Here is a 12,807-nt window from a genome sequence, read left to right on the forward strand (position 1 = left end):
GGCCCGCGCCGCCCCCACCCCAACCGCCCCCCGCCCCGCCGCCCCACCCCCCCCAACCGCCCCCGGCCCCCCGCCAGGGGGGGGGCCCCGGCGCTCCGAGCGGGATCAGTCGGGGATCAGTCCTGCTTCTCGATCTCACCGCGCATGTTGACGAACTCCGACTGGAGCTCGGACACGGACTTGAAGTAGACGACCACCATGCCGAGGCTGCCCTTGTCGGACCAGATGCAGACACCGACCGGGATGTCCTGGGCCTTGCCGTCGCCGCACTTGGCGTCGCCGCCGAGCGGGCCGGCGTCGACCGTCTTGAACTCCTTGGTGCCCAGGTCCGGGGTGACCGCGGCGATGGCGTCCGCCATCTCCTTCTTCGGGTCGGCGATGACGCCGGAGACGGCGACGATCATGACCAGGTCCTTCTTGGCCGGGTCGCCGTAGAACGCGCCCGCCGTGCTGGTCGCGTTCGGCACGTCCTTGCCGAGCTCGGACTTCATCTGGAGCGCGGTCGACTGGAGCTGCGGCTCGGTCGCCTTCGGCCGGCCGCCCAGCGTCGTCGGCTCGACGACCCGGGTCTTGGTGGCGGTGACGACGTCCTTGACGTCGTCACCGGCGGCGAGCCAGAAGGCGACGCCGCCGCCGACGCAGAGCACCAGCACCACGGCCAGGACGATCAGCAGGATCTTGCCGACCCCGAACTTCTTCTTCGGCGGGACCGGGGCGCCGAACTGGTCGCCGCCGTACTGCGGCTGCTGCGGGTAGTCACCGCCGTACTGCTGCTGCGGCGCCGGCGGGTGCTCACCGCCGTACTGCTGCGGCGGCTGGTAGCCACCCGGCTGTGCGGAGGGGGAGGGGTTGTGGCCGGGGTAGGGATTGGACGGCGGCTGGGACATGAAGGCAGCTCCTGTGAAGATTCTGGACGCGTGATGGTAGCCAGAGCCGCCGACACCCTGCCGTCCGGTCCGGGGCGGTGTGATCAAACCGGAACCGTCCCGTGACCGGCCCCGGAACGCCGATCGCGGTGCCCGCACCGTCCGGAACGGACGACGCGGGCACCGCGATCGATGCGTGGAACGGTCAGCGCAGGCTGGCCACACCGCGCGGCAGGAACCGCCGGCCGGTCACCCGCTCGGAGGTGCCGGTCCGGTCCAGGTACGGCGTGACGCCGCCCAGGTGGAACGGCCAGCCGGCGCCGAGGATCATGCACAGGTCGATGTCCTGTGCCTCGGCGACCACACCCTCGTCGAGCATCAGCCCGATCTCCTGCGCCAGCGCGTCGAGCGCGTTCTGCCGCACCTGCTCGGCGGTGAGCGGCTGGTCGCCGACCACGAGCAGCTTGGCGACCTCCTCGTTGACCTGGTCGTCGACCACGATCGGCTGGCCGGAGTCGGCGATCCGCTTGAGGTTCTCGCTGACCGTGAACCGCTCCGGGAACGCCTCGTGCAGGGTGCCGCCCACGTGGTACGCCACCGCCGGCCCGACGAGCTGGAGCAGCGCGAGCGGGCGCATCGGCAGGCCCAGCGGGTCCAGCGCGCTGTCCGCGACGTCCAGCGGGGTGCCGGCGTCGACGGCGGCGAAGACGGTGCCGAGGAAGCGGGTCAGCAGCCGGTTCACCACGAACGCCGGGGCGTCCTTGACCAGCACCGACGACTTCTTGAGCTGCTTGCCGACCGCGAACGCGGTGGCCAGCGTGGCGTCGTCGGTGCGCTCGCCGCGGACGATCTCCAGCAGCGGCAGCACCGCCACCGGGTTGAAGAAGTGGAAGCCGACGACCCGCTCCGGGTGCTCCAGGTCGGCCGCCATCTCGGTGATCGACAGGGAGCTGGTGTTGGTGGCGAGCACCGCCTCCGGCGCGACGATCTTCTCCAGCTCGGCCCAGACCTGCTTCTTGACGCCCAGGTCCTCGAATACGGCCTCGATGACGAAGTCGGCGTCGGCGAACACCGACTTGTCGACCGAGCCGGACACCAGGCCGTACAGCTTGGCGGCGGTGCCCTTGTCCATCCGGCCCTTGCTCACGGCCTTCTCGACCTGGGTGTGCACGTAGGCCACGCCCTGGTCCACCCGGGCCTGATCAAGGTCGGTCAGCACCACCGGCACCTGGAGCCGGCGGGCGAACAGCAGCGCGAGCTGGCTGGCCATCAGGCCGGCGCCGACGATGCCCACCTTGGTCACCGGCCGGGCCAGGCCCTTGTCCGGCGCGCCGGCCGGGCGCTTGGCCCGCCGCTGCACCAGGTCGAACGCGTACAGGCCGCTGCGCAGCTCCTCGGAGAAGACCAGGTCGGCGAGCGCCTCGTCCTCCGCCGCGGTGCCGGCCGCGAAGTCCGCGTCCTTCGCGGTCTCCAGCAGGTCCAACGCCTTGTACGCGGCCGGGACCGCGCCGTGCAGCCGCTGGTCGAGGGTCTGCCGGGCGAAGTAGAGCACGCCCGCCCACATGTCCTTGTCGACCTCGGGGCGGGTCACGGTGACCTCGCCCCGGACCACGCCGGCGGCCCATTCGAGCGACTGCTCCAGGAAGTCGGCCGGCTCCAGCAGCACGTCCGCGATGCCCATCTCGGCCGCCTGCTTCGGCTTGAGCATCCGGTTCTGCATCAGCGGGTTCTGCAGGATCACCTGGGTGGCGGCGGGAATGCCGATCAGGTTCGGCAGGAGCTGGGTGCCGCCCCAGCCGGGCACCAGGCCGAGCGAGACCTCGGGCAGCGCCAGCGCCGCCGCGCCGGCCGACAGCGTCCGGTAGTGGCAGTGCAGCGCCAGCTCCAGGCCGCCGCCCATGGCCGCGCCGTTGACGAACGCGAACGTCGGGACGTCGCTGTCCTTGAGCCGGGCGAAGACCCGGTGGCCGAGCCGGCCGACCTCCAGCGCCTGCTCGCGGTTCTCCAGCTGGGGCAGGCTGGTGATGTCCGCGCCCACGCAGAAGATGTACGGCTTGCCGGTGACCGCGACGAACGCCGGGTTCGCCGCCAGGGCGGCGGTGATCGCCTCGTCCAGGCTGGTCAGGCCGCCCGGACCGAAGCTGTTCGGCTTGGTGTGGTCGAAGCCGTTGTCGAGGGTGATCAGGGCGGCCGGGCGGTCCAGCCCCGGTACGGCCACCTGACGCAGCAGCGCCCTGGTGACGACCTCGTTCGGTGCCGCGAGCGCGCTCACTTGTCCTCACCCTTCCAGTTCGGGTTCTCCCAGATGACCGTGCCGCCCATGCCGATGCCGATGCACATGGCGGTGACGCCGTAGCGGACCTCGGGGTGCTCGGCGAACTGCCGGGCGAGCTGGGTCATCAGTCGCACGCCGGAGGACGCGAGCGGGTGCCCGATGGCGATCGCGCCACCCCAGGCGTTGACCCGGGGGTCGTCGTCGGCGATGCCGAAGTGGTCGAGGAACGCGAGCACCTGCACCGCGAACGCCTCGTTCAGCTCGAACAGGCCGATGTCGTCGATGCTCAGGCCGGCGATGCGCAGCGCCTTCTCGGTGGAGGGGATCGGGCCGACGCCCATCACCTCGGGCTCGACGCCCACGAAGCCGTACGACACCAGCCGCATGCCGACCGGCAGGCCCAGCTCGCGGGCGGTCTCCTCGGCGACCAGCAGCGCGGCGGTGGCGCCGTCGTTCAGGCCGGCCGCGTTGCCCGCGGTGACCTTGCCGTGCGGGCGGAACGGGGTCTTCAGGCCGGCCAACTTCTCCAGTGAGGTGTCCCGCGGCGCCTCGTCCACGGTCGCCAGGCCCCAGCCACCGTCGGCGTCCCGGATGGCCACCGGCACCAGGTCGCCCTGGAGCTTGCCGTTGGCGTACGCCTTGGCGGTCTTCTGCTGCGAGGCGAGCGCGAACGCGTCGGTGCGCTCCTTGGTGATGTGCGGGACCCAGTCGTGGAGGTTCTCCGCGGTGGCGCCCATCACCAGGGCGGACGGGTCGACCAGCTTCTCCGCGACGATCCGCGGGTTGGGGTCGACACCCTCGCCCATCGGGTGGCGGCCCATGTGCTCCACGCCGCCGGCGATGGCCACGTCGTACGCGCCCACGGCGATGCCGGAGGCCACGGTGGTGACGGCGGTCATCGCGCCCGCGCACATCCGGTCGATGGCGAAGCCGGGCACGGTCTTGGGCAGGCCGGACAGCAGGGCGGCGGTGCGGCCGATGGTCAGGCCCTGGTCGCCGATCTGGGTGGTGGCGGCGATCGCCACCTCCTCCACCTTCTCCGGCGGCAGCTGCGGGTTGCGGCGCATCAGCTCGCGGATGCAGCGGATCACCAGGTCGTCGGCGCGGGTGTTGGCGTACATCCCACCCGCCTTGCCGAACGGCGTTCGGACGCCGTCGACGAAGACGACATCTCGGACTTCACGGGGCACTTGGAGCCTCCCTCGGCACTGGCCATTTCTCCGGATGCTACTCGCCAGTAACCAGTGGCGTCACCACCCCCCGTGTGGCCCACCTCACAACCCGCGTCGGGCCGGCTCAGGACGCCGGGGTGCGCAACGCCTCGGTGAGCGCCGGCAGGAGCAGGCCGAGCTGCCACTCGCGGGCACCCAGCGTGCGCAGGGTCTCCGCCACCGTGTCGTCGGTGATCTCCTCCGGCGGCTGCCAGGCCAACCGGCGGATCGAGTCCGGCGCGATCAGGTTCTCCGCCGGCAGCCGGTGCGCCGACGCGGTGCCGACCACCACCTCCCGGCAGCGGGCCAGCCGACCCGCCGCGACCGGGTCGCGCTCCGCCCACCGGTGCGGTGGCGGCGGGCCCTCCACCGTCGGACTCACCGGCAACGCGTCGTCCGGCAGTTGGCGTGCGTCGTCCAACGCCGCCAACCAGGTACGCGCCAGCCGGCGCACCGAGCGACCACCGAACCCGGGCAGGGTCAGCAGCGTCTTCTCGTCCTTCGGGTCCAGCTCGGCCGCCGCCACGATGGCCGAGTCGGGCAGCACCCGCCCCGGCGCGGCGTCCCGACGGGCGGCGATCTGGTCCCGCGCGTACCAGAGGGAACGCACCCGGGCCTGGGCGCGGGCGCCGCGGACCCGGTGGATGCCGGACGTGCGCCGCCACGGCTCGGCGCGGACCCGGGGCGGGCGGGCGCCGTTGCGCACCAGCGCGGCGAACTCCTCCGCCGCCCAGCCGGACTTGCCCTGCCTGTCGAGTTCGGCGTCGAGCGCGTCGCGCAGGTCGACAAGCAACTCCACGTCCAGGGCCGCGTACGTCAGCCAGGACTCCGGCAGCGGCCGGCTGGACCAGTCGGCGGCGGAGTGGTGCTTCTCCAGGCTGAAGCCGAGCAGCTGTTCGGTCAGCGCGGCCAGGCCGACCCGCTCGAAACCAGCCAGCCGGGCGGCCAGTTCGGTGTCGAACAGCCGGCGCGGGCGCAGCTCCAACTCGGCCAGGCAGGCGAGATCCTGGCTGGCGGCGTGCAGCACCCACTCCGCCTCGGCGATCGCCGCGTCGAGCGCGGACAGGTCGGGCAGCGGCAGCGGGTCGATCAACGTGGTGCCGGCGCCGGCCCGGCGCAGCTGCACCAGGTAGGCCCGCTGGCTGTAGCGGTAGCCGGAGGCGCGTTCGGCGTCCAGGGCCACCGGGCCGGTGCCGGCCGCGAAGCGGGCCACGACCGCGTCCAGCTCACTGGGGGTGGCCACCGGCGCGGGGGTGCCGTCGCGCGGGGCGGTCAGCGGAACGGCTGCGCTCGCGTCGGTCTCGGTCCCCGCGCCCGCCGGCTCCGGCACGGCCGTCGACGGATGCGGAGACACCTCTCCCGTACGGCTTTCGGCGGCCCGACGGCGCAGGGGTGGTTCGTCGGTCACCTGACAACCCTAGTAGGCCGGACGATCCGGTGCGCGCAGCCGGTCCGTTGCGTGTCGACGAGATGTCCCCCAGGTGTCCGGAACGCGCCGGGTTGCGCGGGGGTGAGAGGGTCGGACATCGGGGAAGACAAACCCCGTTCCCGCCGGTACGGTCCATCGAGCCGTGGGCGGCGCGGGGGCGGCCGGGTAACGGTCGGCGCGCCGGCGGAGCCGGCGGGGGAGGACAGGCGATCATGGCAGGCGGGTACGAAACCGGCGACGGCGTGCCGGGGCAGGGCGGCGACGGAACGGCCGACCGGCCGGGGCCACTGCCGCCACGCATCGCTCCGCCCGGCCGGGCGGCCCCGTTCCCCGGCGCGCCCACCGGCCCCGAATTTTTCTCCGGGGGCGTCGCCGCACCGGAACCACCGGCCCGGGGCACTGCCGCGCCCGGCTCGACCTGGGACGCCGCGCCCGGTCCGGCCTGGGACGCCGCCGCGCCCGACCCGGGTCGGGGCGTTGCCACGCCGGATTCGGCCTGGGGCGGCGGGGCGGGCCACGCCGGTCACCCGCCGTTCGGCGGGGCGTCCGCGGCATCGCCCGTGCCGACCCAGCCGAATGCCGGTTCGGCCTGGTCGGGCCAGCCCGCCGCGGGGTCGGCCTACCCGTCTCGACCGGCCCCGGCCGCGCCGTCGACCGGTCAGCCGCCGTCCGGTCCGGCATATCCGGGTCAACCGGTCTCCGGTCCGGCGTATCCGGGTCAACCGGTCTCCGGTCCGGCGTATCCGGGTCAACCGGTCTCCGGTCCGGCGTATCCGGGTCAGCCGGTGTCGAGCCCGGGTCAGCCGACGTCGAGCCCGGCGTTCCCGGGTCAGTCGCCGTCCGGTCCGGGATATCCGGGTCAGCCGACGTCGAGCCCGGCGTTCCCGGGCCAGTCGCCGTCCGGTCCGGCGTCTCCCGGTCAGCCGACGTCCGGTCCGGCGTTCCCCGGTCAGCCGTCGTCCGGGCCGGCCTGGCCGGGTCAGTCGGGCTCCGGGTCGGCCTGGCCCGGTCAGCCCACACCGGGGTCGGCGTATCCGGCCGGCGTGTCCGGCCAGACCGGATTCGGCGGGTCGCCGCTCGCCGGTGGCCCCGACCCCGCCCGCCGCCGGGGCCGGCTGCCGGTGGTGGCGCTCGTGCTGGCCGGTGTGCTGGCCGTGGTCACCGGCGTGCAGGCGTACCAGATCCACCGGCTCGACGACCGACTCGCCGCCGCCGACCGGCGGACGGCCGAGGCCCAGGGCGCGGACGCCCGCCGGCTCGACGGGCTGGAGCAGCGCGCCGGAAGCCTGGAGAAGCAGGCCGGCGCCGCGTTCAATCCCGAAGCGGTGGCGAGCGCGGTGCTGCCCAGCGTGTTCCGGGTCCGGGCCGGCCAGTTCACCGGCACGGCGTTCGCGGTCGGCAAGGCGCCGGCCGGCGGTGGCACCACGCTGCTCACCAACTTCCACGTGGTGGAGTCGGTCTTCGCCGCAGGCGAGCGCAAGGTGTTCCTGGAGCGCACCGACCAGCGGTTCGAGGCGACCATCATCGACACCGACAAGGAAAAGGACCTGGCGCAGTTGCGCACCACCGCGACGTTCGGCGGCCTGGTCGCGGCCCGGACGCCGGTGAAGTCCGGCCAGCAGATCGTGGTGGTCGGTGCCCCGCTCGGCCTGCAGGACAGCGTCACCACCGGGGTGGTGAGCGCGTTCCGCAAGGACGAGGGAGGCTCCGGCCCGGTGATCCAGTTCGACGCGCCGATCAATCCCGGCAACTCCGGCGGTCCGGTGATCAACGGGTCGAAGGAGGTCGTCGGCATCGCCACGGCCAAGGCCCGTGACGCCGAGGGCATCGGGCTGGCGGTGCCGATCAAGACCGCCTGCGACCGCTTCAAACTCTGCTGAGTCGCGGCTCAGCGCGGCGCGCGCCGTGCGGGTGTGGCCCCGACCACGCCCCGTCGACCCCGGCCCACCGGGCCACCCCGCGGGGACCAGCACAACTGGAGGAACGACATGTCCCAGCCACCCACCGGAGCGGAGGGCCACCCGCCCCAGCCGCCGGGCGGCACGGTCTACGGCAACCCGTACGGGAGCCAGCCCTCGCCCCCGCCGTACGGCCCGGCGCACCCCGACCCCACCCGGCCCCAGCCGCCCGTGTCCGGCCCCGGCGACCACGGTTCCGGCGCACCCGGCCCGGGCGCGTACGGTTCCGGCGGGTACGGCGCGGGCGGTCCCGCCCCGGGCGGGACCGGTCCCGGTGCCTACGCGCCGGGCGCCGCCCCCGTCCCGGCGCAGCCGATGTCCGCGCCGCCGGTCTCCGGCGCCGGCTACCCCCCGCAGCCGATGTCGGCGCCGCCCGTCTCCGGGCCGGGGTTCGGCCCGCAGCCCGTCTCCGGTCCCGGGTTCGGCCCCCAGCCGATGTCCGGGCCGCCCGGCGCCGCGCCCCCGTACGGCCCGGCCGGTTACGGCACGCCGACGGGTGCGCCGGCCGGCGGTGGCCGGGGCCGGGGCCGGACCACGCTGATCCTCGCCCTCGTCGCCGGGCTGCTCCTCGTCCTCGGCGGCGTGATGACCGGTCTCTACGTCACCACCAACGGCAAGCTGACCAGCGCCGAGCGGCAGGTCAGTCAGCGTGACGGCACCATCTCGGCGAACCAGCGGGAGATCGAGAAGCTCAAGGGTGAGGTCAAGGCGGTGCAGGAGCGCCTGGCCGACACCGAGCAGGACCTGACCGGCACCAAGAACGATCGGGACGAGCAGGCCCGGCAGAAGAAGGTCATCGCGAACTGCCTGGACAAGCTGACCACCGCCATCACCGCGGCGTCTCGTGGCGACAAGGCGGGCTTCGAGGCGGCCAACAAGGGTCTCGACAAGATCTGCGACGAGGCCGAGAACTACCTCTGAGCCCCACCCACCTGATCGATCATGAAGTTGGCGGCCGTCCGGATCTCCGGAACGGCCGCCAACTTCATGGTCAACAGAGCTGGCCGAAGGGCCGGGTCAGGCGGCGCCGGCGGGGCGGCGGATGGGCAGCGCGGTGACGCCCGGTGGGGGCAGACCGGCTGTCGAGGCCAGCAATGTGCACCAGCCGAGCAGGTGCGGCCCCAGGTCGGCGCGGAGCGGCGTCCAGGAGGCGCGGATCTCGATGTCGCCGGCGGCGGGTGGCCCGGCCAGCTCACCGAACCGGGTGGAGAGCGTCTGGGTGACCGTGCCGCCGATCGCCCGGTGCCCGGCGCCCTGCGCGTCCAGCGCGTCGGTCAGCCAGGTCCAGCCCACGCCGGGCAGCAGCGGGTCGCTGGCCAGGTCGACCTCCAGCTCGGCGGTGACGTACGTGACCAGGCGCAGCGTGCCCTGCCAGGCCTCGTGCCCGGCCGGGTCGTGCAGCAGGATCAGCCGGCCACTGGCGATCTCGTCGTCGCCGCGCATGACCGCCGCGGAGAGGGCGAACGCGTACGGGGCCAGCCGCTGCGGAGCGCCGACCTCCTCCAGCAGGATCTCCGGCCGGGGTGTGGCCGACCGCAGTCCCGCGACCGCGCGGGCGAACGTTTCCGGGAGCGCGATCGGGGGGGCCATGCCGGCAGCCTATGCCGCCTCCGCCGCGCGGTGGGTGACGCCGCGCCGGGCGCGTCGCGGACCCGGGTGTTAAGCGGGGCCCCCTCCTCTACCGGATGCGTTAAGCGGGGGCCCCTCCTTTCACGTCACATGTGGGGGCGGGGGCGTGAGGGTGGGCGGGGGGCGTGGCACGATTGCGGCGATGACCACCGACACCACGGGCACTGCCGCCCGAGACGGAGAACCCCGCCGCGGCGGGCCGGCCGACTCGCCGTTCGTGCGCGCCTGCCGGCGCGAGCCGGTCCCGCACACCCCGGTCTGGTTCATGCGCCAGGCCGGCCGGTCCCTGCCGGAGTACCGCGAGATCCGGGCCAGCGTGCCGATGCTGGAGTCGTGCCGCCGCCCCGAGCTGGTCACCGAGATCACCCTCCAGCCGGTCCGCCGGCACGGGGTGGACGCGGCGATCCTGTTCAGCGACATCGTGGTGCCGGTGGCGGCGGCCGGGATCGACCTGGACATCGTGCCCGGAACCGGGCCGGTGGTGGCCGAACCGGTGCGCACCGCCGCCGACGTGGAGCGGATCACCCCGATCGGCCGCGACGAGGTGTCCTACGTGGACGAGGCGGTCCGGCTGCTCGTCGCGGAGCTGGGCGACACCCCGCTGATCGGCTTCGCCGGCGCGCCGTTCACGCTGGCCAGCTACCTGGTCGAGGGCGGGCCGTCGCGGACCCACGCGAAGACCAAGGCGCTGATGTACGGTGACCCCGACCTGTGGCACACGCTCTGCGGCCGGCTGGCCGACGTGACGCTGTCGTTCCTGCGGGTGCAGATCGAGGCGGGCGTCTCCGCCGTGCAGCTCTTCGACTCATGGGCCGGCGCGCTCTCCGAGGCCGACTACCGCCGCTTCGTGCTGCCCCACTCGGCGTACGTGCTGGGTGGCCTGGAAGCCGCCGGCGTGCCGCGCATCCACTTCGGGGTGGGCACCGGCGAGCTGCTCGCCGCGATGGGCGAGGCCGGCGCCGACGTGGTCGGCGTCGACTGGCGTACGCCGCTTGACGTCGCCACCGGCCGGATCGGGCCGGACAAGGCGGTGCAGGGCAACCTCGACCCGACCGTGCTGCTCGCACCCTGGCCGGTGGTCGAGGCCGAGGTGCGGCGCATCGTCGAGCAGGGCCGCGCCGCGCCCGGCCACGTGTTCAACCTCGGCCACGGCGTCCTGCCGGAGACCGACCCCGACGTGCTGACCCGGGTGGTCGCGCTGGTGCACGAGCTGTCCGCGCGACCGGCCCGCTAGGGGGAGCCGTGGCGCGGCCGTGGCGGGTGGCGATCGTCGGTGGCGGGATCACCGGGCTGGCCGCCGCCGTCCGGTTGCGCGACCGCGCCCCCGTCGGCATCGAGATCACCGTGTACGAGCAGTCCGGCCGCCTCGGCGGCAAGCTGCGCACGGGTGAGCTGGCCGGCGGGCCGGTCGAGTTCGGGGCCGAGTCGTTCCTGATGCGCGACCCGGCCGGCGGGGAGTCGGCCGCGGTGACCCTCGCGCGCCGCCTCGACCTGGCCGCGCAGCTCGTGCACCCGACCGTCGGGCAGGCTGCCCTGCTCGTCGACGGCGGGCTGCGCCCGGTGCCGGGCGGCACGCTCGTCGGCGTACCCGGGGATCTGGCGAAGGTGGCGGCGGTGGCCCGGCCGGCGGCGGACGCCGACCGGGACGCGGGCCGCCCGCTGCTGGCCCCCGGCGAGGACCTCGCGGTCGGCCGGCTGGTCCGGGAGCGGCTCGGCGACGCCGTGGTGGACCGGCTGGTCGACCCGATGCTCGGCGGCGTGTACGCGGGCCGCGCCGACGACCTCTCCCTGGTCACCACCATGCCGGCGCTGGCCCGTGCGGCCCGTCGGGAGCACACGCTCGTCGGTGCGGTACGCGCCGCGCAGGCCGCCGCGCCGCGCGCGCCCGGCGCCCCGGTCTTCGGCACCCTGGCCGGCGGGCTGAGCACGCTCGTCGAGGCGGCGGCGCGGGCCAGCGGGGCGACGATCCGCCGGGACGCGGCGGTACGGGAGCTGCGCCGCACCCCGGACGGCTGGCGGCTCACCGTCGGCCCGACCCGGGACTCCGAGCTGGTGGACGCCGACGCGGTGGTGCTGGCGGTGCCGGCCCGGCCGGCGGCCCGGCTGCTGGCTGGCGAGGCGCCCGAGGTGGCGGCGACCGTCGGCGCGCTCGACTACGCCAGCGTCGCGCTGGTCACGCTCGCGCTGCCCGCGCCGGAGCTGCCGGAGCTGTCCGGGTTCCTGGTGCCGGCCGGCGAGGGCCTGCTGATCAAGGCGGCCACGTTCTTCACCACCAAGTGGGGGCACCTGCGCCGGCCCGACGGGTTGGCGCTGGTGCGCGCCTCGGTCGGCCGCTACGGCGACGAGACCTCGCTCCAGCTCACCGACGACGACCTGGCCGCCACCGTACGCCGGGAGCTGTCGGCGGCGCTGGGCACGGCGCTGCCCGACCCGGTGGCCCGGCACGTGCAGCGGTGGGGCGGCGCGCTGCCGCAGTACCCGCCCGGGCACACCGGCCGGGTGGCCGGGGCACGGGCGGCGTTGCGCGCCGCGCACCCGACGCTGACGCTGGCCGGGGCCGGCTACGACGGGGTCGGCATTCCGGTCTGCGTCCGCTCCGGCGAGACGGCGGCCGAAGAGATCATCACAGCACTGGGAGGATCGGCGACATGACCGAGCAGACCAACGCGGCCCGGCTGCGGGAGCTGAACGAGACCATCCGCTACACCATGTGGTCGGTGTACCGGGCGTCGAGCCCGTTGCCGTCGCTGCGGGAGAACGTCGTCGACGAGGTCGAGTCGCTCTTCACGGAGCTGGCCGGCAAGGACGTCACGGTCCGGGGCACGTACGACGTGGCCGGGTTGCGCGCCGACGCCGACCTGATGATCTGGTGGCACTCGTCGTCGAGCGACGCGCTCCAGGACGCGTACCTGCGGTTCCGCCGCACCACGCTGGGCCGGGCGCTCACCCCGGTCTGGTCGCAGATGGCGCTGCACCGGCCGGCCGAGTTCAACCGCAGCCACATCCCGGCGTTCCTGGCCGACGAGCAGCCGCGCGCCTACCTCTGCGTCTACCCGTTCGTCCGCTCGTACGAGTGGTACCTGCTGCCCGAGGGGGAGCGGCGGGAGCTGCTGGCCGAGCACGGGAAGATGGCCCGCGGCTACCCGGACGTGCGGGCCAACACGGTCGCCTCGTTCGCGCTCGGCGACTACGAGTGGATGCTGGCGTTCGAGGCCGACGAGCTGCACCGCATCGTCGACCTGATGCGCGACCTGCGGGCGTCCCGGGCCCGGCGACACGTCCGCGAGGAGATCCCCTTCTACACCGGCCGCCGCCGCCCCGTCGCCGACATCGTCACCTGCCTGGTGTGAAAGGAGGGGCCCCCTTTTAACGCCTGCGGTAGAGAAGGGGCCCCCTCTCACACCGGAGTGTTAAAAGGGGGCCCCTCCTTGCCGGCCGG

General features: G+C 74.3%; 10 protein-coding genes. 5 read left to right on the top strand and 5 right to left on the bottom strand.

Translation table 11 applies throughout. From position 1 onward, the window contains the following. Positions 1–116: 116 nt before the first annotated feature. From ACLQ2W_RS30005 to ACLQ2W_RS30020, 4 genes are all read right to left on the bottom strand, one after another. Entirely contained in the window at positions 117–887 is a 771-nt protein-coding gene (locus ACLQ2W_RS30005; RefSeq protein WP_281935295.1) for a hypothetical protein, read from the bottom strand. A gap of 184 nt (positions 888–1,071) precedes the next feature. After that, complete coding sequence (locus tag ACLQ2W_RS30010) at positions 1,072–3,138, bottom strand: 3-hydroxyacyl-CoA dehydrogenase NAD-binding domain-containing protein (protein WP_425790736.1); 2,067 nt, start codon at positions 3,136–3,138, stop codon at positions 1,072–1,074. After that, complete coding sequence (locus ACLQ2W_RS30015) at positions 3,135–4,331, bottom strand: thiolase family protein (RefSeq protein ID WP_425790738.1); 1,197 nt, start codon at positions 4,329–4,331, stop codon at positions 3,135–3,137. The genes ACLQ2W_RS30010 and ACLQ2W_RS30015 overlap by 4 nt, the downstream gene beginning before the upstream one ends. A gap of 106 nt (positions 4,332–4,437) precedes the next feature. Then, the gene (locus ACLQ2W_RS30020; protein WP_405093033.1) at positions 4,438–5,760 is read right to left on the bottom strand and encodes a ribonuclease D; all 1,323 of its coding nucleotides are present in this window, start codon (positions 5,758–5,760) and stop codon (positions 4,438–4,440) included. Between the two features lie 806 nt (positions 5,761–6,566). Between ACLQ2W_RS30020 and ACLQ2W_RS30025 the strand changes: the two genes are divergently transcribed. After that, a complete protein-coding gene (locus ACLQ2W_RS30025; protein ID WP_425790740.1) occupies positions 6,567–7,661 on the top strand; it encodes a trypsin-like peptidase domain-containing protein in 1,095 nt (364 codons plus the stop codon). Between the two features lie 108 nt (positions 7,662–7,769). Next, positions 7,770–8,660 (top strand): hypothetical protein, encoded by an 891-nt coding sequence (locus tag ACLQ2W_RS30030; RefSeq protein WP_425790742.1) that lies wholly within the window; start codon positions 7,770–7,772, stop codon positions 8,658–8,660. 96 nt (positions 8,661–8,756) lie between these two features. Here the strand turns inward: ACLQ2W_RS30030 and ACLQ2W_RS30035 are convergent, their stop codons facing one another. Next, positions 8,757–9,329 carry a DUF3000 domain-containing protein gene (locus tag ACLQ2W_RS30035; protein WP_425790744.1) on the bottom strand — a complete coding sequence of 191 codons (573 nt, stop codon included), beginning with the start codon at positions 9,327–9,329 and terminating at the stop codon, positions 8,757–8,759. 181 nt (positions 9,330–9,510) lie between these two features. Between ACLQ2W_RS30035 and hemE the strand changes: the two genes are divergently transcribed. The 3 genes from hemE to hemQ are packed head-to-tail and all read left to right on the top strand — an operon-like array spanning position 9,511 to position 12,718. After that, positions 9,511–10,602, top strand: coding sequence for a uroporphyrinogen decarboxylase (gene hemE / locus ACLQ2W_RS30040; RefSeq protein ID WP_425790746.1), 1,092 nt, complete (start codon positions 9,511–9,513; stop codon positions 10,600–10,602). Between the two features lie 8 nt (positions 10,603–10,610). Then, complete coding sequence (hemG, locus tag ACLQ2W_RS30045) at positions 10,611–12,020, top strand: protoporphyrinogen oxidase (RefSeq protein ID WP_425790748.1); 1,410 nt, start codon at positions 10,611–10,613, stop codon at positions 12,018–12,020. Next, a complete protein-coding gene (gene hemQ / locus ACLQ2W_RS30050; protein ID WP_281935281.1) occupies positions 12,017–12,718 on the top strand; it encodes a hydrogen peroxide-dependent heme synthase in 702 nt (233 codons plus the stop codon). The genes hemG and hemQ overlap by 4 nt, the downstream gene beginning before the upstream one ends. The last annotated feature ends 89 nt before the right edge of the window (positions 12,719–12,807 follow it).

It is taken from the genome of Micromonospora sp. DT227 (genome assembly GCF_049841835.1).
In the GTDB taxonomy this organism is placed as follows: domain Bacteria; phylum Actinomycetota; class Actinomycetes; order Mycobacteriales; family Micromonosporaceae; genus Micromonospora.